Raw genomic sequence first — 21,125 nt, 5'->3', positions numbered from 1 at the left:
CTTCCCGAACGGCCGGTCGGTGGCCGGATCGCGGCATTCCGGAGGCGGACACCCTTTGCCAGGAGCATGGCGAACGGGGCAACTCCACTGGCCGCGCGGCACTTTCACCCGGCCGCCCCGCACCCCCTCCGGCTCGTTCGCGCCATTACCCTGAGCTTTCAGGTAACGACTCAAAGTGAACGCTTCATGCCCACTCAAGATGCTTTCGGGATGCGGTTGGGCCAGACTCCCGTCCGGTATCTGCACCTTCGAGCAAGGGAGTGTTCGTCATGCGGTACATCACTGGGGCGGTCGCGCTCGGCGCGGCGCTGGTTCTCGGCGGCCTGGCCACCAGCGCACAGGCCGTCGCCGCCCCGGCGCAGTCCGGGCGGTCCGGCGGCCTGTACGCCCCGTCGGAACTGGTACTGACGGTGGGCCAGGGCGCAAGCCGTGCGACCGCCACCGTCCAACGTGCGGTCACGCTCACCTGCATGCCGAAAGCCGGCGGCAGCCACCCCAACTCGATAGCCGCCTGTGACCAACTGCGCACGGTGGCCGGCGACTTCAATGCGGTGACCGCCGCACCGTCACAGCGCCTGTGTACCAAGGAGTGGGCTCCCATCGTGGTCACCGCGGACGGCGTGTGGCAGGGCAAGCGGGTCTCGTACAGCCACACCTTCGCCAACCCCTGCGCGATGACCGACGGCCGCGGCTCGGTCTTCGACTTCTGACCGGACCGTTCGCGATCCCCGGGCACCGGACGGCGGTGCCCGGGGATCGTCACGTCCGGCAGCTCAGGGCCTGCCGGGTGCGGACCGGGTCAGCCGATCTCCGCGCCGTAGGCCTTCAGCGCCTCCGGGACCGGCTGGAAGAAGGTCTCGCCACCCTTGGTGCAGTCGCCGCTGCCGCCGGAGGTGAGGCCGATCGCCGCGTCACCGTCGAAGAGCGCGCCGCCGCTGTCGCCGGGCTCGGCACAGACATCGGTCTGGATCAGGCCGTCGACCGTGCCCTCCTGGTAGTTGACGCTGGCGTTCAGCGCCTTGACGGTGCCGTCGTGCACCTGGGTGGTGCTGCCGCTGCGCTGCACCTTCTCTCCGACGGTGGCCTCCGCGGCCTTGGTGATCTTCTGCGTGCTGCCGTTGTAGAGGTCGACCTCGCTCGGGTGCGCGGTGTCGCCGGTGTACTTGGCGAGGGAGAAGTCGTCACCCGGGAACTTGGAGTCCTCGGTCGTGGCGATCGCCGAGCCGCCCTGCTGGTCCGACCAGCTCTTGATCTCGTTGCCGCAGTGGCCGGCCGTCAGGAAGTACGGCTGGCCGTCCTTGACCACGTTGAAGCCGAGCGAGCAGCGGGCACCGCTCCCCCAGATCGCGTCGCCGCCGCCGATGAACGGGGTGAACTTGCCCTTGCTGTGCCGGAGCTCGACCTTGTCACCGAGGCTCTGCGCGACCTTGGTCAGCCGGTCCAGCTTGGCGCCCTTGACCGTACGGTCGGCGGTCACCACGACCTTGTTGCTCTGCGGGTCGATTCCCCAGGACGTCCCGGGGATGGTCGCCTTCGACTTCAGCGTCTGCCGGGCCGAGTCGAGCTGGGCGAAGGTGTGCTGGACGAATCTGGCTTCCGCTCCCTTCGCCCGCGCGGCCCTGGCCTGTGCCTGGTTCACGACATTGACCACCAGCTTCTTGGCCTTGGCGTCGTAGAACGCACCCGCGGTGTCCGTCTTGAGGTGGGATGCGAGGGTGGTCGCCGCGGCGGAGGTCAGCTTGGCGAGGGCGGGGGTGGCAGCCGGCGCCGGGGACGCATTGGCGTTGGCGAGGACCACCGTGGCGGAGGCGGCGAGCGCGAGCGCTCCCGCACCTGCGATCACGGCGCGTCGGTTGGGTATGCGTCGGTGCTTCAACTCAGAGCCTTCCGTGGGGGGAAGAGCCCGGAAAACCGTGGGGAGTTGCCCGAGCCCGGAGAGTGGGGAATCGGAACACGGACGGTCCCCGGGAAGCCGCACCCCTGGGAAGTCGCGTCCATGCCAACGTGTGCGCGGCCGAGTATCCCCATCCGCCTCACTCGTGCACAAGACCGAGTACCGGTCTCACATACGGGAGTTCACCATTTCGCCACACGGTGGTCACACCTGTGTCCGTGCCCCTCGGCATCGAGTGCGGACATCAGCGGGCATCCGGAAGCGCGGCGGCCTCGCCACGTGTGAGGACTATAGCTGGCCGGAAAACGGCGGCCGGGAGCCGCCCCTTGGGCAGCAGAAAGCGCCGTACATACCAGCCTCAATGGGTATATACGGCGCTCAACGGGACATCAGGCAGGCGGAGACGCTCCGCCCCACGGCAGGTCCTCCGCCCTACGGCAGATCCTCCGCCTCCGGGAGGTCCTCCAGCTCCGGCGGCAGCTCGCCCTCCGTGTCGCGCTCCACGGCCGCGGGCGAGGCGTCGGACACCTCGGGAGCGGCAGGCTGCCGTGCGCGCCCCCGCTCGGCCTCGGCCGCCGCGGTCTCCGCCTGGGCCTGCAGCCCGGAGCGCTCCAGGAACCGCAGCAGTTCGACCGGGAAAGGCAGGACAAGGGTGGAATTCTTCTCGGCAGCGACCGCCACCACGGTCTGCAGCAGCCGCAGTTGCAGGGCCGCGGGCTGGCCGGACATCGCCGCGGCCGCCTCGGCCAGCTTCTTCGAGGCCTGCAGCTCGGCATCGGCGTTGATCACCCGGGCGCGCCGGTCCCGGGTCGCCTCCGCCTGGCGGGCCATCGAGCGCTTCATCGTCTCCGGCAGGGAGACGTCCTTGATCTCCACCCGGTCGACGGTCACCCCCCAGCCGATGGCCGGGCTGTCCATCATCAGCTCCAGGCCCTGGTTGAGCTTCTCCCGGTTCGACAGCAGATCGTCCAGCTCGCTCTTGCCGATGATCGACCGCAGCGAGGTCTGCGCCATCTGGGAGACCGCGAAACGGTAGTCCTCGACCCGGATGACCGCGTCGGCGGCGTCCACGACCTTGAAATAGACGACCGCGTCGACCCGCACGGTGACGTTGTCCCGGGTGATGCCCTCCTGGGCGGGCACCGGCATCGTGACGATCTGCATGTTGACCTTGCGCATCCGGTCGATGAACGGAACGATCATGGTGAATCCCGGCTCGCGCACCTCGGAGGCCAGCCGCCCCAGCCGGAGCACCACACCGCGCTCGTACTGCTTGACCACCCGCGCCGCCGCGACGAGATACACCGCGCCCACCGAGGCCAGCGCCACCGCGCTCGTCACCAGTTCTTCGACCATCACGGCTCCCTGAACGTGTGCCGTACGCCATCCGAATCGCGTTGTTTACCATGGTATGCCCGGCTCGGAGGGCGGTCGAGGCTAGCGTGGCGCGGCCGGGCTCCCGTCCGCCGGCGGACGGGAGCCCTCGGACCGCCGGAGCCGGCTCCGGCGGTCCGCCGTGCCGTCGGTCCCTGCGGACCGCGGCCCGCAGGGACGTCAGCCGGCCGGCGTCAGTAGACGCTCACGCCGTAGGCGCTGAGCGCTTCGGTGACGGGCTGGAAGAACGTGGTGCCGCCGGACGTGCAGTCGCCGCTGCCGCCGGATGTCAGGCCGAGGGCCTTGGTCCCGGAGTAGAGGGGTCCGCCGCTGTCACCGGGCTCGGCGCAGACGGTGGTCTGGATGAGTCCGGAGACGATGTCGCCGCTGCCGTAGTTGACGGTGGCGTTGAGCGCGGTGACCTTGCCGCTGTGGATGCCGGTGGTCGAGCCGCGGCGGGTGACCGACTGGCCGACGCTCGGCGTGCCGGCGCTGGTGATGTCCTGGCTGCCCACCATCCCGGGGTGCGACAGGGAGGTGTTGGTGTACTTCACGATGCCGTAGTCGTTGCCCGGGAAGCTGGAGCCGGTGGTCGGGCCGATGCTCGTGGCGTGCGAGGAGCTGGTGTACCAGGGCGGATTGCCCTCGGTGCAGTGACCGGCCGTCAGGAAGTAATAGGTGCTGCCGCTACGGACGTTGAAGCCCAGCGAGCAGCGCCAGCTGGGGGCGTAGATCGCGTCGCCGCCGGAGATGAACTTGCGGAAGGTGCCCGGGATGCGGTCGATACGGACCGCGTCGGCGTTGCTGCCGGCGGCCCGCTCGATCCGGGCGATCCCGGCCGGCGAGACCGTGCGGTCGGCGGTGACGACCAGGGTGTGGGTGGCACTGTCGACCCGCCAGGCGGTGCCGGCGACATCCGCGGCACGGACCGCGTTGCCGGCGGCGCTGAGCTGGGCGGCGCTGAACGTCCTTGCGGGTGCGGGGTTCTGGGCGCTGGCGGTCGGGATGGCGATGGCTCCGATGGCCACCAGTCCGGACGCCACGGCGATCAGCCGGGTACGTCTCGCCACGCCGCTGTGGGGGTTGGTGCGCGCGTTCCTCACTGATTCCTCCGAGGGGGATCGGGGGGCCGCCGGTGGGCAGCCCGTGAGGCGCAGCCGAGGGGCAGACCGGAATCCGCACGTTCCTTTTTCGGCGTGCCCCTGACAAGCGCTGAGCGGAGTGTCGGGCGCACCGCCCCCACTGCGCAAGAGGCGTTCACCAACGTCTTGTGTCCGGCACCCGGCCGTCCCCTCCCCCGCGGGTCCCGTAACACCGCGCCCCGACAGCCTCGTTGGTGGCTGCCGGGGCGGTGCTCGGGGGGCATGGGGCGGGCGGTCCGGCCCCTAGGACGTGGGGCGAGCGATCCGGCCGGTCCGCCCGCCCCCGCCGTCAGCGGGCGAGCGCCCCCGCCCGCGCCGGGCCGCCGGCCGTGTGCCGTCGTACGACCTCGTCCATCAGCGCGGCCAGCACTTCACGTACGGACGGGCGCCCGCGCGCATCACAGGCCAGCACCGGAACCCCGCCGTCGATACCCAGCGCCTCCCGGACCTCCTCCAGCGCGAAGTGCCGGGCGCCGTCGAAGCGGTTGACCGCCAGCACGAACGGCGTGCCGCGCTCCTCGAAGTAGTCCAGCGCCGGGAACGAGTCCTCGATCCGCCGGGTGTCGACCAGCACGATCGAGCCCAGGGCGCCCTCGACCAGGTCGTCCCAGAGGAAGGAGAAGCGGTCCTGGCCCGGGGTGCCGAAGAGGTACAGCACGATCGTGGGGTCGAGGGTGATCCGGCCGAAGTCCAGCGCGACCGTCGTGGTGGTCTTGTTCTCCACGCCGGCCAGCGAGTCCACGCCGACCGAGACCTGGGTGATGGCGGCCTCGGTGTCCAGCGGCTCGATCTCGGAGATCGCGCCGATGAACGTCGTCTTGCCGACGCCGAGACCGCCGCTGATCACGATCTTCACGGCGAGCGGTGCGGCTTTGTCAGAGCGCCCTGACATGGTCCCTGATCCTCTCCAGGACATGGAGCGGCAGCTCCTTGGGTTGTTGACAGACCAGCAGCCCGGCGACGACCAGATCGGCGATCAGCACCTTGGCCACGCCCAGCGGCACCCCGGTCTTCTGCGCCACCTCGGCCACCATCGTCGGCCGGGCGCACAGCGCCACGATCCGGCGGCGCTCGAACTCCAGGCCCGCGAGCGACGCCTCGGGCCCGGCGACCACCAGCGTCTCCAGGCGCAGCCCGTCGTGCATCGGCTCGGCCCGGCCGCCGGTCATGATGAACGGCCGGACGAACAGCTCCGCCGCATCGGCTTCCTCGCTCATCGCGGCAGGACCTGCCGCAGATCCGCGATCAGCCCCGGGGTGAGCAGATCCCCGGCCCGCTCGGCCAGCACCGCCATCTCGTAGCCGACCAGGCCGAGTTCGCCGGTGCTGTCGGCGAGCACGCCCAGGCAGCTGCCGTCCCGGACCGCCGAGACCAGCAGGTAGCCGCGGCCCATCTCGATCATGATGAGCTTGACGCCGTCGAACTCATAGCGGCGCGAGGCGCTGCGCGCCAGGCTCGACAGGCCCGAGACCACCGCCGCCAGATGATCGGCGTCGGTCCGGCCGAGGCCCTCGGAGACCGCGATCAGCAGGCCGTCCGAGGAGACCGCGACCGCGTCACGCACCCCGTCCGTCTTGCGGACGAAGCTGGCCAGCAGCCAGTTGAAGGTCTGGGAATCGCTGTGGAGATCGACGCTCACTTCTCGTCACCCTTCTTCGCCGTCCGGGCCGTCTCCGGCCGGGTGTCCTGCCCGCTGCCCTTCCCGGACTCCGCCGCTCCCGCCGCCTGTTCCTTCTCCCGCTCCTTCTCCACGCTGATCCCGCCGCGCATATGGGCGCTGCGGAGCGTGGCGAGCATGCCGGACACCTCGTCGGGGGTGCGGTCCGGCGTCGGGGCGGCCTGCTGCTGCCAGCGCGGCGCGGCCGCCTCGTTCACCGCCGACTGGATGGCGCTCCGCCGGGCGCGCTTGACCAGCCCGTTACGGGTGCGGGACGCGGCCGAACCGCGGGCCTGTGCCGGCGTCTTCGCCTCGGATTCCCGTGCGGCGCGGGGGTGCGGCAGCGCCTCACCGGCCCGGTCGTCCGCGGCGGGCCCGGCCGCGGTCCGCGGCTCGGCGGGTGGGCCGGCCGCGTCGTGCCGCTCGGCTCCGTCGTCCGCACGGGGCCCGGCCGCCGGCCGCTTCCGCTCCGGCTCCGCGGCCTGCTGCTCCCCGCGTGTGCCGGGGACGTCCACGTCGGCCGCCACTGCGGACGGCTCCGTGAGGAGGCTGCCAGGGATGAGCACCCGGGCGACGGTGCCGGCGGCCGGCGCCTCGCCGAGCCGGACCTCGATACCGCACCTGCGGGCCAGCGCGCCGACCACGAAGTGCCCCAGGAAGCGGGTCGGTTCGGCCATGAAGCCGGCCATGCCGGAGAGCCGGACATTGGCCTCGGCCATCGCCGGGGCGGTCATGCCGGTGCCGTGGTCGACGATCGCGATGAGATAGCCGGCGCTGGTGCGGCGGCCCTCGACCTCCACCTCGGTCTCCGGGGGCGAGAAGCTCAGCGCGTTCTCGACCAGTTCGGCCAGCAGATGGGCGATCTCGGAGACGACCGCACCGCTGAGGAATCCGGGATCGACCCGGCGCAGCGTGACCCGGCGGTACTCCTCCACCTCGGAGAGCGCCGCCCGGATGACATCGGTGACGGACAGCGGGGTGGCCGAGGTCCGCGGGCTGGCCTCACCGGCGAGCACCAGCAGGCTCTCGGCGTTACGGCGCATCCGGGTGGCGAGGTGGTCCAGCTCGAAGAGGTCGGCCAGCGTCTCCGGGTCGGCGTCCTCGTGCTCCAGCCGGTTGATGAAGCTGATCTGACGCCGCACCAGGTTCTGGTTCCGGCGGCCGAGGCTGACCAGCGACTCGGTGGCGTTGCGGCGCAGTACGGCCTGCTCGGTGGCCAGGTCGTAGGCCACCTTCTGCATCTGGTCGAAGGCGTCGGCCAGCTGCTGGACCTCGGTGCCCGCGCCCCGTGGGACGGTCAGCGGGCCGAGGGGCGCGGGAGTGCCGGCCCCGGACTGCACCTGTGCGACGGCGTCGGGCAGCCGGCCGCCGGCGACCTCACGGGCCTGGCGGGTCAGGGAGCCGAGCGGCCCGGAGACCGACCGGGCGGCACCGACGGCCAGTGCGCCGAGGGCCAGCACCGAGCCGAGGGCCAGCAGGCCGAAGAGCACCAGCGTCCGGGTGGCCTCCCCCTGCAGGGCCGAGGCACGGTCCTTGATGTCCTCGCCCAGGGCGATCTGGACGGTGCGCAGCCCGTTGATGGTGCCGGTCGCCGCGTCGTACCAGGCGGTCGGCGGCACCGCCGCGGGGGCCGGCATCGCGCCGCGTCCGTCGACGATCTCCTTCTCGTACCCGAAGAGCCGCCGGGCGACCGGAGTCGCCAGCGCGTCCGTGACCTCCCGCCGCTGCTTCGCGGAGGCCCACGCGGGATAGGAGTCCAAGGCCGCCAGCCGCCCGGAGCGGGCGGTCATGAAGCGGGTGTAGTCCTCGCCGTGGAACCGCCGGGCGTGCAGCGAGCCGAGCACGACGGCCCGCTCCTGACCGGTGAACTCCTTTGCGGAGCCCAGGACTTGCAGCGCCTGGTAGTCGGAGCGCAGCTCGCCGTCGCGGACCTCGACGAGACCGGTACCGAGCCCGTTCAGGGCGACATCGGTGTCGGTGAAGTAGGAGTAGGTGCGCTCGACCCGGCCGGAGCCGCGGTCGGCGGCGGCCCGGATGCCCCGCAGGGCGTTGACCCGGACCAGGGCGGTGCGTACGGCGCCGGCGGCGCTGTCGTGACGGCCCGCCAGCTCGCGGTCCACCGCGCCGCGCGCGGCGTCGGTGAGCTTGCGCTGGGCGAGCATCCGGTCGCGGAACTCCCGGACGCCACCGACATAGCCGGTGGTCAGACCGCGTTCCTTCTGGTGCTCGTGGATGAAGCCCTGGAGGGCGTCGAAGAGCCGGGCGTCGGCCGCGGTGGTACCGGCGTTCTCGTAGTCGCCCACCTGCCGCGTCGCGGATAAGCCCAGCAGGGCGAGGAGTATCGCAAGGGAGACGGCCAGGATGCGGATGAGCTTGGCACGGATGGTGCGTGGCGCCACGACCGTGGCCGTCATCAATTGCCGGAGGCGCCGGTACCCGGCGTGTGGGGTCTGAGTTTCCACGTACAGAACTTTCGAGGGAAGTTGATGCGGTGGGCAGATCGCGATCTGCTGCCGTGTCAACGACCCTCGGATGGGCCAGTCACCCGATCATCGTCCTATTTCCCGGTGGTGCGCCGGCGCCTTTGGCATTTGCCCTGGTCCCGTGCACGAACCTACCCGGGGGTTCGCTCCGCCTTTCACCGGCCACTTTTCGGTATCGGCCCGGTAAAATACCGACCGTCACGTTCTTCGTACTGTCAGTTTGCTTATGGGGCGCGTTCCCTGATGGCGCGCCACCCTCTTTGCACCAGATGTGTCACGAACCCCCCGTGCGGCGGCTATCCACTTGGCACACCCTCCGCCTCATGGACGACGATAGGGGCGGACACGCAGAGACCGCGGGTGAGAGGAGGCGTCAATGGGATCGGTGCGCAAGGCGAGTGCCTGGCTTGGCCTCGTCGACGACAGTGATGACGAGCGCTACTACGACGACGACTACGCCGAGGGACCCGATGCCGGTGACTCGGGTGACAGCCCGTGGGTCACCGACCCCCGGGTCCGGGTGGCCGATGAGGCCGCCCAGGACCAGGGCACCCGCATCGCCACGGTCTCCCCGGAGAGCTTCCGGGACGCCCGCGGTATCGGCGAGCTGTTCCGCGACGGCGTCCCGGTGATCGTCAATCTGACGTCCATGGAGTCCGCCGACGCCAAGCGGGTGGTGGACTTCGCGGCCGGGCTGACCTTCGGTCTGCGCGGTTCGATCGAGCGGGTCGCGACCCGGGTGTTCCTGCTGACCCCCGCCGACTACAAGGTGGTCAGCGGCGAGGCCCGCGCGCACCGCAACGGCGGTTTCTTCAACCAGAGTTGAGCGGCTCCGGGCCTGCAGTGCGGGCCCGGGGACCGCGGCGGCCGCCGCCGGCGTGTCCCGGCCCGCAGGGCCGGGCGGCGGCCGCCCGCATCACCGCACGGGGCCGGTCACCGGAAGGCGTCCAGGCCGGTGAGTGCCTTGCCCAGCACCAGCTGGTGCATCTCGACGGTGCCCTCGTAGGTGAGCACCGATTCGAGGTTCGTGGCGTGGCGCATGACGGGGTACTCCAGCGAGATCCCGTTGGCGCCGAGGATCGTCCGGGCCGTACGGCAGATCTCGATCGCCTCCCGTACGTTGTTCAGCTTGCCGAAGCTGACCTGCTCGGGGCGCAGCCGCCCGGCGTCCATCCGCAGCCCCAGGTGATGGGCGAGCAGGATCCCCTTGTGCAGTTCGACGGCCATGTCGGCGAGCTTGGCCTGGGTGAGCTGGAAGCCGCCGATGGGCTTGCCGAACTGCTCGCGCGTCTTCGCGTAGTCCAGCGCCGCCTCGAAGCTGGCGCGCGCGGCGCCCATCGAGCCCCAGACGATGCCGTAACGGGCATGGCTGAGACAGCCGAGCGGGCCGCGCAGTCCGGTGGCCCCGGGGAGCACGGCATCGCCCGGCAGCCGCACCTCGTCCAGGACGAGTTCGCTGGTCACCGAGGCCCGCAGGGACCACTTGTGCTTGATCTCGGGGGCCGAGAACCCCGGGGTGCCGGTGGGGACGACGAAGCCCCGGATGCCGTCGTCGGTACGGGCCCAGACCACCGCGACATCGGCCACCGAGCCATTGGTGATCCACATCTTGCGCCCGTTGAGCACCCAGTCCGTCCCGTCGCGCTTGGCGTGGGTGCGCATCGCGGCGGGGTCGGAGCCGATGTCGGGTTCGGTCAGGCCGAAGCAGCCGATGAGCTCGCCGGCCGCCATCCGCGGCAGCCACTCCTGCTTCTGCTCCTCGGAGCCGAAGCGCCAGATCGCGTACATGGCCAGCGAGCCCTGGACGGAGACCAGCGAGCGGATGCCGGAGTCGGCGGCCTCCAGCTCCAGACAGGCCAGGCCGTACTGGACCGCGGAGGCGCCGGCGCAGCCGTAGCCGGTCAGGGACATCCCGAGCGCGCCGATCGACCCCAGCTCACGGGCGAGTTCGCGGAGGTCGGGGAGTTCGCCGCGCTCGTACCAGTCGGCGATCGAGGGCAGGATCCGCTCGGCGGTCCACCGGCGGACGGTGTCACGGACGGCACGGTCCTCGTCGGTCAGCAGGTCGTCGATGCCCAGCGGGTCGCTGGGGTCGAACGGCGAACCCGTCAAGGACGCTGAGGACTCTGCGGGCGGCGTTGCGGACATGGCGGGGCCTCCGGCGGATGCGCGAAAAACTAGCAGTGGTAGTTATTTCGCCTCCGACGGTACGGCCCGCCGTGCCGCCCGGCAAGGGGCACCGCCGTGTGCCAGCAGCGGAGATCCGCGGTTCAGCGACCGGAGCGCGCCGTGGCGGGCTCGCCGCGGCCGGCACCGGCCGGCCCGCCCGGGGCCGCCTCGCGCTCGGCCTCCGCCCGCTCCGTGGACTCCGCCGCCCGGCGCGGCAGCCGCAGCGCGATCCCCGCGCCGATCAGCAGCAGCACGGCACTGGCGACGAGGGTGATGTGCAGCCCGCGGACGAAGGAGTCCCGGGCGGCCTCGCGCAGCGCGGCCCGGGCCGGGCCGCCCAGACCCGCGGCGACCTTGTAGGCCTCGCCGAGGGAGTGCGCGGCCGAGGCGGAGGCGCGCTCGGGGACGCCGTCGACCCGGTCCAGACCGGGGGCGTACGCGGCGTTCATGACGCTGCCGAGCAGGGCGACACCGATGCCGGCACCGAGCTGGTAGGAGGTCTCGCCGAGCGCGGCGGCACCGCCCGACTGCTCGGCGGGCGCCTCGTTGAGCATCGACTCGTACGCCCCGAACAGCGTGGACTGGAAGCCGAAGCCGAGCAGCACGAAGCCCAGGGACAGCAGCCAGGGGCGGTCCTGGCTGCTCATCGCCGTCAGACAGAGCACCGCGACGGCGGTCAGCACGAAGCCGAGGGACACCATGGCGCGCGGGCCGAGGAGTTGCAGCATCTTCGAGCCGGTCAGGCCGGCCGCCATCGCGGCGAAGACCAGCGGCAGCATCCGCAACCCGGTCTCCAGCGGGCTCAGTCCGAGCACGAGCTGGAGGTACTGCACGGCGATGAGTTGCAGGCCCACCAGCGCGAGCATGGCCAGCACGATGCAGCCGACGGAGGTGCCGAACGCGGGCCGGGCGAACAGCCGCATGTCGATCAGCGGGTGGGTGCGCCGGTGCTGCCGGCGGACGAAGAGGATCAGCAGCGCCACGCCCAGGACGATGGGCAGCAGGGTGGTCCAGCCCAGCACCGCGGCGCCGCTGCCGATCCGCTTCACGCCGAGGACCACGCCCAGCACACCGAGCGCCGCGACGATCGCGCCGATCACGTCCCAGGGGCCGTTGCGCTCACCGCGCGACTCCGGGAGCAGCCATCGGCCGATCAGCAGCATCGCCGCCATCATCGGGATGTTGATGAGGAAGACCGAGCCCCACCAGAAGTTCTCGACGAGGAAGCCGCCGAGGACCGGACCGACCGCGGCGCCGACCGCGGCCACCGCGCTCCACACCCCGATGGCGACCGCGCGTTCGCGACGGTCGGGGAAGACCTGCCGCAGGATCGACAGCGTGGCCGGCATGATCATGGCGCCGCCGATGCCGAGCAGCGCGCGGGCCACCATCAGGATCTGCGGGTTGGGCGCGAGCGCGGCGGCGGCCGAGGCCAGCCCGAACAGGCCGTAGCCGAGCAGGAGGACGCGCCGGCGTCCGATGCGGTCGCCGAGGGTGCCGAAGAGGATCAGCAGCGAGGCCGCGATCAGCGGATAGACGTCCACGATCCACAGCAGTTCCACGGGTCCCGGCCGCAGGTCCTCGGTGACCGAGGGCACGGCGACGTACAGGATCGTGGTGTCCAGCGCGACGAAGAGCAGGCTGACGCAGAGCACGATCAGCACGGTCCAGCGGTTCACACCGCCAGCTGAAAGCCGGGGAACACCAGCCGTCCGTCCACTGCCGGACGCGGTCGACCCGGACATGCAGTACCTCCAGTCATGCTCTCGCGGCCACGGATCAGGGCGCGAAAGCGCCCCGGGGGAACCGGTGGCACGGGCGAGTAGAGACGTCAGACTACGCGAGTCCGCAGGTACCCTGCGTGGCTCACCTCACGATGAGACGCGCATCGCAGTGCCCTGCGTTCCCCCACCCACCGTCGACCGGCGTTCTTCGGCCACGGGATAATCGACGGGATGAACGATCTTGCGCCCGCCGGCGTTCCCGGCCCGACCACGTGCGCCGGCCCCGCCGCGGGGACCGCGCTGCGCCGGGCCGCGCCCGCGCTGGCGGCGTACGCGGCGATCCGGCTGCTGGGCCTGCTCGTGCTCGCGGTCTGGTCGGCGGCCGCCGGCAAGGACTGGCACACCCTGCTGACCGCCCGCTGGGACTCGCTCTGGTACACCCGGGTCGCCGGGCAGGGCTACGGCTACACGGTGCCGATGCCCAACGGCGACCTCCACTCCAGCCTGGCGTTCTTCCCGCTGCTGCCGGGGCTGGAGCGCGGCCTGTCGGCGCTGTTGCCGCTGTCGCCCGCCGACGCCGGGATGGCGGTGGCCTGGGTCGCGTCGGCGGTCGCTGCCTGGGCGCTGTACGCGACCGGTGAGCGGCTGTACGGGCCGCGGGCCGGGATCGCGCTGGCCGCGCTGTGGGCCGCGCTGCCGGTCGGGATCGTGCAGTCGATGGCGTACTCGGAGTCGCTGTTCACCGCGCTCGCGGCCTGGGGCATGTACGCCGTGCTGACCGAACGCTGGGTGGCGGCAGGGGTCTTGGCGTCGCTGGCCGGGCTGACCCGCCCGGTGGGTGCGGCGGTGGTCGCGGCGGTATGGCTCACCGCGGTGGTGACGCTGTGGCAGGAGCGGAGCGGCGGCGTCCGGCTGCGCGCGGCGCTCCGAGCGCACCCGGGGATGCTGCCCGGTGTGCTGCTGGCACCGCTCGGCTGGTGCGGCTTCTTCCTGTGGGTGGGCGCGCGGCAGGGCTCGTTCACCGGATATCTGGACGTCCAGGGCGGCTGGGGCAACGGCTTCGACGGGGGCCTCGCGTTCGGCGCGTTCGTCTGGCAGCAGCTGTCGGGGCCCACTGTCGCGGCCGGTCTCGGGCTGCTCCTCGGGGTCGGGCTGGTGATCTGGCTGTATCTGCACGGCGTACGGCAGGGCCAGCCACTGCCGCTGGCGGTCTACGGCGGGACGGTGCTGCTGCTCGCGCTGACCGCCAAGGGCTACTTCGGGTCCAAGCCGCGGCTGATGATGCCCGCCTATCCGCTGCTGCTGCCGCCGGCCGCGGCGCTCGCCCGGCGGCGGCCGGTGTGGTCGTGGCTGGCCGTCGGTGTGCTGGCGGCGGGCTCCGCGGTCTACGGGGCGTTCTGGCTGAACGGGTCGGGCCCGCCGTGACCGACTGGCCTGAACGGTTCGGCCCGCCGTGACCGGCCGGTTCCGCTCCGTGAGGACCGCCGCGGGGAAACGTTACGGGGCCTGGCGGCAAAGGCCGGATAAACTCCGTCCAGAGAAAAGCAGATAAGGCGCTCGGGGTGCCGACACGCGGACGGTCGGGAAGCGACGGAAAACCGCCAGGAATTCTCTTGCAAATCCCTTCGGCGAAGCCTGGTTTGAGACTCATTCCACATCACATCGTCATTACAAAGCGCACAGTTTGACCAAGCACCTACATCACACGCGGTAACGTCGATTGAGTGCGTACCGATGACAAGCTCGACCAGATGGAGGAGCGCCCGACCGATCGCGCCCGACCACCCCGCATGACCCGGACCCGGATGTGGCTGTTCTGGGGCACGCTGGCGGTGTACCTCGCGATCGTGGTCGGAGTGCTGGCGACTTCATGGCTGGTCACGTTCGACTGGCAAGTCATGTTCTTCAGGCCGTACAAGCAGTGGCCTGAGATCCATGCCTTCCTCGACTACTTCGTTGTACTGGGGCAGCGCGGCCCGACCGCGCTGGCGGTGGCGGCCTGGCTGGGCTGGCGCTGCTGGCACCAGCGCAACCTCCACCCGCTGCTGGTGCTCGGCGCCTCCCTGCTGCTGCTGAACATCACCGTGGGCGCCGCCAAGCTCGGCATGGGCCGGCTCGGCCCGCACTACGCGACCGTGGTCGGCGCCAACGAGATGAACCTGGGCGGCGACATATTCCCCTCGGGTCACACCGCGAACGCCGTGGTCACCTGGGGCGTGCTGGCCTACCTCGCCACCACCTCGCTGCGCCGCCGCACGCTCTCGGTGATCGCCGCGCTCGGTGCGCTGGGCGTCGGGATGACCACCGTCTACCTCGGCACGCACTGGGTCAGCGATGTCCTGCTCGGCTGGGCCGCGGGGCTGCTGGTGCTGCTGGCGATGCCCTGGCTGGAGCCCGGCGTCACCTGGTTCGAGGACCGGCTCATGGGCATCCTGCTGCGGCTGTGGCTGCGGCTGCGCCCCGATTCGCTGCGCGGCCCGCTGCCGGTCGGCTCGCTGGCTCCCGGGGTGTCCCGGCAGCGCATCGCGCCCGACGGCGAGGTGCTCGTACGCGAGACGGTCCCCGCCGGCACGGGCGGCCATTCCGCCGGCCACACCCCGGACGGCTGGCCGCACCACCCGGCGCGGCCGTACACCATCCGCTCGGAGCGCTCCCCGGTCACCCCGGCGGGCAGCCGGCGCCCGCCGCACGCGGACCGGATGCCCCGCACCACGCCGCTGAGCCCGACCTCCGGGCGCGGCCGCAACGGGAGCGGCTGACCGCCCACGGACCGCGGGGCCGGTACGCACACCCCCACCCCGCAACGAAGGCCCCGGCCGCTCCCGAGGAAGCGGCCGGGGCCTTCGTCGTCCGTGCGGCGCTCAGCCCTGCCAGCAGCGGTGCACCGTGCCGTCCTTGACCTCGAAGTTGAGCCGGCCGGACAGGAACTCCATGGTGATGATCGCGCCCGGCGGCAGGGAGCGGACGGTGGTCCAGCCACGCGCTCTGGCCTGCTCCTCGGCGCTCTCCTGCGCGAGGCCGACGTAGGCCTCGATGTCGTCCTGAGGGTTGTCCGGCAGGTTCGGTAGATCAGCCATGACGCCACCGTATGCGCCGGCGGCGACCCGTGGAAGTCCGGCCTGCGCACACGCCGATGACCGTGCGGTCCGTCCTTCGTCACACTTGTGTCACAGCGTGCGTTGCTGCGTTCGCCGGACTCCGTCACCCGTACGCGCCGCGTGACCGCGCAACCGGGTGGAATTTTTTGGCAGCCGAAATTCCACCTTGATCGAATACAAAACGGGCACAACCGCTCGGGGCCGCGCGGCGCACTGCCCGAAAACAATCCCCCGGGCAGCATCGGATTTCCGTTACTCGACGCCGTTTATCGGCCGTCCGGAAATTGACCAACGAGACACACTCCACACACATTTCCCGCACATCGCCCCGATTGCCGGGCCCGCGTACTTCCCGGCCCGCCCCGTCCGCCCGGCCGGCGGGCCGCCCGGGAGCGCCGGCTCCCGCCGGACCGGGTCCGCCGGATCCCACCGGAACGGCCCGGAGCGCCCTCTCGCACTGCGCCGCGGCCGCGGGGATCATGTCCCGGGCCCCAGTCCACCGTCGACGAACGAGGTGCAGCGGATGGTTACGGACACCGGCCGGGCGGACCTCCGGCCTCCCGGGGCGCGGAGTCTCGGGGCGGTGCTGGTCGACTGGCTGACGACCACCGACCACAAGAAGATCGGGCACCTCTACCTGATCACGTCGTTCGGGTTCTTCCTGGTGGGCGGGGTGCTGGCGCTGGTGATGCGGGCCGAGCTGGCGCGGCCCGGACTGCAGATCATCGGCCCCGAGCAGTTCAACCAGGCGGTGACCATGCACGGCACGATCATGCTGCTGCTGTTCGCCACCCCCGCCTTCGCCGGCTTCGCCAACGAGATCATGCCGCTGCAGATCGGCTCCCCGGATGTGGCCTTCCCCCGGCTGAACATGCTCTCGTACTGGTTCTTCCTCTTCGGCGGCCTGATCGTGCTGGGCAGCTTCCTCACACCGGACGGCGGCCCGAGCTTCGGCTGGACGGCCTACGCGCCGCTGAACTCGCTGACCCGCTCCCCCGGCGCCGGCCCCGACATGTGGATCATGGGGCTGGCGCTGGCCGGTTTCGGCACCATCCTCGGTGCGGTCAACTTCATCACCACGGTGATCACGCTGCGGGCGCCCGGCATGACGATGTTCCGGATGCCGGTGTTCACCTGGAACATCCTCTTCACCTCGATCCTGGTGCTGATGGCGTTCCCGGTGCTGGCGGCCGCGCTGCTGGTGCTGGAGGCGGACCGGCAGTTCGGGTCGGTGGTGTTCGAGGCGCAGTGGGGCGGCGCGCTGCTGTGGCAGCACCTGTTCTGGTTCTTCGGCCATCCCGAGGTCTACATCATCGCGCTGCCGTTCTTCGGCATCATCACGGAGATCATCCCGGTCTTCTCCCGCAAGCCGATCTTCGGGTACGTCATGCTGATCGGCGCGACGATGGCCATCACGGCCCTGTCGGTGATGGTCTGGGCGCACCACATGTTCGTGACCGGGGCGGTGCTGCTGCCGTTCTTCTCCCTGATGTCGTTCCTGATCGCGGCGCCGACCGGGGTGAAGTTCTTCAACTGGATCGGCACCATGTGGCACGGCTCGGTGTCCTTCGAGACGCCGATGCTGTGGTCGATCGGGTTCCTGGTGAGCTTTCTGTTCGGCGGGCTGACCGGCGTCATCCTCGCCGCGCCACCGCTGGACTTCCACGTCACCGACTCGTACTTCGTCGTCGGCCACTTCCACTACGTCGTCTTCGGGACGGTGGTCTTCGCGACGTACGCGGGCTTCTACTTCTGGTGGCCGAAATTCACCGGCAAGATGCTGGACGAGCGCCTCGGGAAGATCCACTTCTGGACGCTGTTCGTCGGCTTCCACACCACCTTCCTCGTCCAGCACTGGCTGGGGGTGGAGGGCATGCCGCGGCGCTACGCCGACTATCTGGCCGCCGACGGCTTCACGGCCCTGAACACCCTCTCCACCATCGGCTCCTTCCTGCTCGGGCTGTCCACCCTGCCCTTCCTCTACAACGTCTGGAAGACCACGCGCTACGGCACCAAGGTCACGGTGGACGACCCCTGGGGCTACGGCCGCTCGCTGGAGTGGGCGACCTCCTCGCCGCCGCCGCGGCACAACTTCACGACGCTCCCGAGGATCCGCTCCGAGTCCCCCGCGTTCGATCTGCACCATCCGGAGGTGGGCCAGCAGCCGGTGGCGCTGCCAGTGCCCGGGACAGCCGGTCCCTGATCTCCCGTACGCGGTCGAGCAGTTCCGGCGGCTCCCGGACCTCGAAGTCGAAGCCCGTCATCACGAGGTGCACCACCATCACGTCGAGGCTGTGCGCCCCGGTGTGCAGCAGACAGCGCTCTGCGTCGACGGCTTCGAGCGTCCCGGCGGCCGGACCGATGCGTTCCGCGGCCTGCTCCCGCGAGGCATGCACCAGCACGGTGGCCTGCTGCGCATAGGCGCGGGTGGAGATGCCGTGGGAGACGTACGCGGCGAGGTCCTCGGCCGGCGGAGTACGGGGCGTGAAGCGCGGCCCGTGCGGCGGGGTGGGGGTGATCCGGTCGGCGCGGTAGGTGCGCCAGTCCGCGCGGTCCACGTCCCAGGCGACGAGGTACCAGTGGCGCCGGGCGCAGACCAGCCGGTGCGGCTCCACGGTGCGCCGGGAGAGCGTGCCGTCATGGGTGGTGTAGTCGAAGCGCAGCCGGTGGCAGTCGCGGCAGGCGTGCGCGAGCTCGGTGAGGGTGTTCGGGTCCACCCGGGGGCCGCCCGCGCCGAGCATCGGCACGGTGAAGGCGTTCAGCGCACCGACCCGGCGCTGCAGCCGGTGCGGCAGCACCTGCTCCAGCTTCGCCAGCGCCCGTACGGAGGTCTCCTCGATGCCCTCGACCCCGCCGGCCGCGGCGGTGCGCAGCCCGACCGCGACGGCCACCGCCTCGTCGTCGTCGAGCAGCAGCGGCGGGAGTTCGGCGCCGGCGCCGAGGCGGTAGCCGCCGGCCGTCCCAGGGGCGGAGTGGACCGGGTAGCCGAGCTCGCGCAGCCGGTCGATGTCCCGGCGCACCGTGCGCGCGGTGACATCGAGCCGGCCGGCGAGCTCCGCGCCGGTCCACTCCCGGTGGGACTGCAGCAGGGAGAGCAGGCGGAGCAGACGGGCCGAGGTCTCCAACATGGCCCGAGTCTCCCAGCCTTTGCGGACAACCACAGTCCGCGGTGCGCCCCCGGCCCGCTCGCCGTCAGCTTCCGGCCGGTCCCGCGACCCGGAGGGCCAGGTCGTTGTCGAGCGTGTAATACGGGCCGACCCTGAGGTGCCCCGCAGCCGTCCGCACCGGCATCACGGGGTAGCTGAAGACCTGCTTCTTGTCGGCGACATCGTCCAGGAGGCGGGCGATCCGCACCGGCCGGGCGCCCTCCGTCAGGCGCAGCCACAGGTCCCACGGCTCGCTGCCGTCCTCCCAGTGACCGGCCGGCTCCGCGTAGGGCAGCGTGAAGGTGAACTCCGCCCCCTCGACGGTCAGCGGGACGGTGACCGTGACCGCAGGAGCCTCCGCGGACGCGGCGGTGCGGCGCAGCCAGGCCTCCGCCCGGGCGCCGGCCGTCGGCGCGGCGCCGTAGAGCCGGCCGGAGACCGTCATGCCGTCGGGCGTGACGAGGATGTCGCCGGCCTCGGCGTGCGGGCCGCGCAGCCAGCTGCGCAGCGCGAGATTGCCGAACTTGGTCGCGTACGGGATGCGCACGCCGAGCCGGCCGATGCCCGCCAGCGGCCGGCGGTCCACCAGTGACCGCAGATCGTTGATGCCCGGCAGCAGGCGCCGGGGGTCCGCGCCGTCGCCGAGGTCGGCGTAGGCGTTCCAACGGCCCTCGGCGAGCGCGACGGTGCTGGGCAGCACGGCGCGCAGCCGGCCGGCGCCGTTCGGCCCGAGCGGCAGCCGTACCTCGTCGTCGGCGCCGTCGCCGCCGCGCAGCCGCAGCACCAGCGCCGCGCTCCAGGTGGTGTGGGTGTCCTGAGGAACGTTCAGATCGAAGGTGAGACCGCCTGCGGAGTCCGCGATGCAGTCGGCCCGCAGCTCCGCCGGCGCCGTGGTGACGCCCCGCTCCCGCGGCGGTTCGGTGCCGTCGGGCCCCGGTCTGGCCGGCACCTCAGGTTCCTGATCGATGGCGGAGGACTCCTTCGTGTTCTGTCCGGTCTCGGTCAGCTGGCTCGACGCCGTCATACCGTCCGCACCCCTCTCAGCGCGGCGCGGGCCGCATCCTTGGTGGCGTATGCGCCGCCGAGCAGGGCTCCCCGGGCGCGATGCAGGCTGCAGTGCAGCCGGCTTCCCCGGCGGCGGGCGAGCAGCTCCCCGAAAAGGGCCTCGTAGCGCCCGGCGACCATGGCGGGGTCGTAGCGGGCGGACGAGGCCAGCGCGGCGCCGCCCATCCGGATGCGGGCGTCGTCGTCGTTGATCAGCGTGAGCAGTGAGCCGGCCAGCGCCTGCGGATTGCCGACCGGCACCAGCTTGCCGTCCACCCCGTCGGCGATGATCTCGCCGGGGCCGTGCGGGCAGTTCGTGGCGACGACCGGGAGCCCGCAGCGCATGGCCTCGACGATCGTCATCCCGAAGGACTCCAGGCTGGAGGACACGGCCGCGATCGAGCCCTTGGCCCACTCGGGCTCCAGGGGGTTGGCCGGGCCCATCAGGAAGACGTGGTTGTACAGGCCGAGTTCGTCGATCAGCGCACGCAGCGCGGCCTTCTCCGTGCCGCCGCCGTATATCCGCAGCCGCCAGTCCGGACGCGCGGCGACGACCTGGGCGAAGGCGCGGATGAGGACGTCATAGCGCTTGACGCGGGTGAGCCGGCCGGCCGCGACGACCCACTTGCCGCTGCCGTCGGCGGCCGCAACGGCGGGCGCCGGCACGCTGTTGGGCACCGCCTCGATGCGCACACCGGGCAGCCGCAGCGTCCGGCGGTAGGAACGGGCGTCGGCCTCGGTGACGGTGGTGACCGCGTCGAGGCGCGGATAGGCGCTGCGCAGCGCCAGCTTGAGCGCCGGGTGGTGGGTGTCCAGGGTGAGGTGCTCCTGGCCCATGCGGACCGGGCCGCGGCGCGCCTGCTTGGCGATGTGCACATTGAGTCCGGGCCGGGTGCCGACCAGCACATCGGCCTCGGTACGGCGCAGATGCTGGGCGATCCGGCGGTCGGTGAGCTCGCTGTACTGGCGGTAGCGGACCTCTGCGGCGGGGAAGACCTTGGCGGGGCGGGCGTGCGCGGGATCCGCGCCCTCGTAGCCGGGGTCGCTCTCCCTGAGGTCCACGAGATGCCGCAGCGCGACCCGGGGGCCGAGGTCGAAGACCGGCGCGTCGCGGTGGCGCAGGACGGACACGATCTCGACGTCGTGCTGCTCGGCGAGCGTACGGGCCAAGTTGAACGTCGTGCGGATCGTCCCCCCTATCCCGTACGCATTGTGAATCAGGAATGAGATGTGCATCCGTCCCCGTGTCCCCTGGTCTTCCGGTCCTTGCTGGTCTCCCCGTGGGCACGTCGCGCTCCCCTCCTGATGGCGCGACGTATCCCCCTGCTGAACGGAAGGACGACGAGAGGAGGTTCCGGGTTGGGCGGGCACGCCAAGTTGTTCCGAAAGAGTTA

The 21,125-nt window shown here is 71.5% G+C and carries 18 protein-coding genes; 5 read left to right on the top strand and 13 right to left on the bottom strand.

What is annotated here, in order from left to right:
* Positions 1-269 precede the first annotated feature (269 nt).
* Positions 270-710, top strand: coding sequence for a subtilase-type protease inhibitor (locus CPH93_RS27570; protein ID WP_096214367.1), 441 nt, complete (start codon positions 270-272; stop codon positions 708-710).
* Positions 711-799: 89 nt separating this feature from the next.
* Here the strand turns inward: CPH93_RS27570 and CPH93_RS27565 are convergent, their stop codons facing one another.
* The 7 genes from CPH93_RS27565 to CPH93_RS27535 all read right to left on the bottom strand — a co-directional run bounded on the left by CPH93_RS27565 (position 800) and on the right by CPH93_RS27535 (position 8,529).
* Positions 800-1,876: a S1 family peptidase gene (locus CPH93_RS27565; RefSeq protein WP_096214366.1), complete on the bottom strand. Its 1,077-nt coding sequence runs from the start codon at positions 1,874-1,876 to the stop codon at positions 800-802.
* A 450-nt stretch (positions 1,877-2,326) separates the two neighbouring features.
* Positions 2,327-3,250, bottom strand: coding sequence for a slipin family protein (locus CPH93_RS27560; RefSeq protein ID WP_096214365.1), 924 nt, complete (start codon positions 3,248-3,250; stop codon positions 2,327-2,329).
* A gap of 212 nt (positions 3,251-3,462) precedes the next feature.
* The gene (locus CPH93_RS27555; RefSeq protein WP_096214364.1) at positions 3,463-4,371 is read right to left on the bottom strand and encodes a S1 family peptidase; all 909 of its coding nucleotides are present in this window, start codon (positions 4,369-4,371) and stop codon (positions 3,463-3,465) included.
* Positions 4,372-4,699: 328 nt separating this feature from the next.
* A complete protein-coding gene (locus tag CPH93_RS27550) occupies positions 4,700-5,302 on the bottom strand; it encodes a GTP-binding protein (RefSeq protein WP_093482449.1) in 603 nt (200 codons plus the stop codon).
* Positions 5,286-5,627, bottom strand: a complete 342-nt coding sequence (locus tag CPH93_RS27545) for a DUF742 domain-containing protein (protein ID WP_006607743.1) — start codon at positions 5,625-5,627, stop codon at positions 5,286-5,288. Before CPH93_RS27545 ends, CPH93_RS27550 begins: the two co-directional genes overlap by 17 nt.
* Positions 5,624-6,049, bottom strand: coding sequence for a roadblock/LC7 domain-containing protein (locus CPH93_RS27540; RefSeq protein ID WP_093482450.1), 426 nt, complete (start codon positions 6,047-6,049; stop codon positions 5,624-5,626). The genes CPH93_RS27545 and CPH93_RS27540 overlap by 4 nt, the downstream gene beginning before the upstream one ends.
* Positions 6,046-8,529 carry a sensor histidine kinase gene (locus CPH93_RS27535; RefSeq protein ID WP_231976973.1) on the bottom strand — a complete coding sequence of 828 codons (2,484 nt, stop codon included), beginning with the start codon at positions 8,527-8,529 and terminating at the stop codon, positions 6,046-6,048. Before CPH93_RS27535 ends, CPH93_RS27540 begins: the two co-directional genes overlap by 4 nt.
* A gap of 397 nt (positions 8,530-8,926) precedes the next feature.
* Between CPH93_RS27535 and CPH93_RS27530 the strand changes: the two genes are divergently transcribed.
* The gene (locus CPH93_RS27530) at positions 8,927-9,376 is read left to right on the top strand and encodes a cell division protein SepF (RefSeq protein ID WP_093482452.1); all 450 of its coding nucleotides are present in this window, start codon (positions 8,927-8,929) and stop codon (positions 9,374-9,376) included.
* A 107-nt stretch (positions 9,377-9,483) separates the two neighbouring features.
* Here the strand turns inward: CPH93_RS27530 and CPH93_RS27525 are convergent, their stop codons facing one another.
* Positions 9,484-10,698 carry an acyl-CoA dehydrogenase family protein gene (locus tag CPH93_RS27525; RefSeq protein WP_096214362.1) on the bottom strand — a complete coding sequence of 405 codons (1,215 nt, stop codon included), beginning with the start codon at positions 10,696-10,698 and terminating at the stop codon, positions 9,484-9,486.
* Between the two features lie 122 nt (positions 10,699-10,820).
* Positions 10,821-12,464: an MFS transporter gene (locus CPH93_RS27520; RefSeq protein WP_173909895.1), complete on the bottom strand. Its 1,644-nt coding sequence runs from the start codon at positions 12,462-12,464 to the stop codon at positions 10,821-10,823.
* Positions 12,465-12,674: 210 nt separating this feature from the next.
* Here CPH93_RS27520 and CPH93_RS27515 point away from each other — a divergent pair, with 210 nt between their 5' ends.
* Entirely contained in the window at positions 12,675-13,868 is a 1,194-nt protein-coding gene (locus CPH93_RS27515; protein ID WP_096214360.1) for a glycosyltransferase family 39 protein, read from the top strand.
* A gap of 299 nt (positions 13,869-14,167) precedes the next feature.
* A complete protein-coding gene (locus CPH93_RS27510) occupies positions 14,168-15,202 on the top strand; it encodes a phosphatase PAP2 family protein (protein WP_173909894.1) in 1,035 nt (344 codons plus the stop codon).
* Between the two features lie 102 nt (positions 15,203-15,304).
* Here CPH93_RS27510 and CPH93_RS27505 read toward each other — a convergent pair whose 3' ends face one another.
* Complete coding sequence (locus tag CPH93_RS27505; protein WP_040901734.1) at positions 15,305-15,520, bottom strand: I78 family peptidase inhibitor; 216 nt, start codon at positions 15,518-15,520, stop codon at positions 15,305-15,307.
* 544 nt (positions 15,521-16,064) lie between these two features.
* Here CPH93_RS27505 and ctaD point away from each other — a divergent pair.
* Positions 16,065-17,744 carry an aa3-type cytochrome oxidase subunit I gene (gene ctaD / locus CPH93_RS27500; RefSeq protein ID WP_093482458.1) on the top strand — a complete coding sequence of 560 codons (1,680 nt, stop codon included), beginning with the start codon at positions 16,065-16,067 and terminating at the stop codon, positions 17,742-17,744.
* On the opposite strand, the gene CPH93_RS27495 is transcribed toward ctaD, so the two are convergent.
* From CPH93_RS27495 to CPH93_RS27485, 3 genes are all read right to left on the bottom strand, one after another.
* The gene (locus tag CPH93_RS27495) at positions 17,635-18,669 is read right to left on the bottom strand and encodes a helix-turn-helix transcriptional regulator (protein ID WP_093482459.1); all 1,035 of its coding nucleotides are present in this window, start codon (positions 18,667-18,669) and stop codon (positions 17,635-17,637) included. The two genes, ctaD and CPH93_RS27495, sit on opposite strands and share 110 nt — an antisense overlap.
* A gap of 64 nt (positions 18,670-18,733) precedes the next feature.
* Positions 18,734-19,711 (bottom strand): hypothetical protein, encoded by a 978-nt coding sequence (locus tag CPH93_RS27490; protein WP_096214359.1) that lies wholly within the window; start codon positions 19,709-19,711, stop codon positions 18,734-18,736.
* A complete protein-coding gene (locus CPH93_RS27485; RefSeq protein ID WP_093482461.1) occupies positions 19,708-20,967 on the bottom strand; it encodes a glycosyltransferase family 4 protein in 1,260 nt (419 codons plus the stop codon). The genes CPH93_RS27490 and CPH93_RS27485 overlap by 4 nt, the downstream gene beginning before the upstream one ends.
* Positions 20,968-21,125: the final 158 nt, after the last annotated feature.

The organism is Streptomyces sp. 2323.1 (genome assembly GCF_900221035.1).
GTDB lineage: Bacteria > Actinomycetota > Actinomycetes > Streptomycetales > Streptomycetaceae > Streptomyces > Streptomyces sioyaensis.
Note: the sequence above shows the minus strand (reverse complement) of the source record. Positions and strands in the feature narration are given on the sequence as shown.

Excerpts from the sequence above, each read along its gene's own strand:
- CPH93_RS27485 (WP_093482461.1), bottom strand. The coding sequence starts at position 20,967 with ATGCACATCTCATTCCTGATTCACAATGCGTACGGGATAGGGGGGACG.
- CPH93_RS27560 (WP_096214365.1), bottom strand. The coding sequence starts at position 3,250 with ATGGTCGAAGAACTGGTGACGAGCGCGGTGGCGCTGGCCTCGGTGGGC.
- CPH93_RS27505 (WP_040901734.1), bottom strand. The coding sequence starts at position 15,520 with ATGGCTGATCTACCGAACCTGCCGGACAACCCTCAGGACGACATCGAG.
- CPH93_RS27530 (WP_093482452.1), top strand. The coding sequence starts at position 8,927 with ATGGGATCGGTGCGCAAGGCGAGTGCCTGGCTTGGCCTCGTCGACGAC.
- CPH93_RS27525 (WP_096214362.1), bottom strand. The coding sequence starts at position 10,698 with ATGTCCGCAACGCCGCCCGCAGAGTCCTCAGCGTCCTTGACGGGTTCG.
- CPH93_RS27495 (WP_093482459.1), bottom strand. The coding sequence starts at position 18,669 with ATGTTGGAGACCTCGGCCCGTCTGCTCCGCCTGCTCTCCCTGCTGCAG.
- CPH93_RS27545 (WP_006607743.1), bottom strand. The coding sequence starts at position 5,627 with ATGAGCGAGGAAGCCGATGCGGCGGAGCTGTTCGTCCGGCCGTTCATC.
- CPH93_RS27570 (WP_096214367.1), top strand. The coding sequence starts at position 270 with ATGCGGTACATCACTGGGGCGGTCGCGCTCGGCGCGGCGCTGGTTCTC.
- ctaD (WP_093482458.1), top strand. The coding sequence starts at position 16,065 with ATGGTTACGGACACCGGCCGGGCGGACCTCCGGCCTCCCGGGGCGCGG.
- CPH93_RS27550 (WP_093482449.1), bottom strand. The coding sequence starts at position 5,302 with ATGTCAGGGCGCTCTGACAAAGCCGCACCGCTCGCCGTGAAGATCGTG.
- CPH93_RS27520 (WP_173909895.1), bottom strand. The coding sequence starts at position 12,464 with ATGTCCGGGTCGACCGCGTCCGGCAGTGGACGGACGGCTGGTGTTCCC.
- CPH93_RS27515 (WP_096214360.1), top strand. The coding sequence starts at position 12,675 with ATGAACGATCTTGCGCCCGCCGGCGTTCCCGGCCCGACCACGTGCGCC.
- CPH93_RS27490 (WP_096214359.1), bottom strand. The coding sequence starts at position 19,711 with ATGACGGCGTCGAGCCAGCTGACCGAGACCGGACAGAACACGAAGGAG.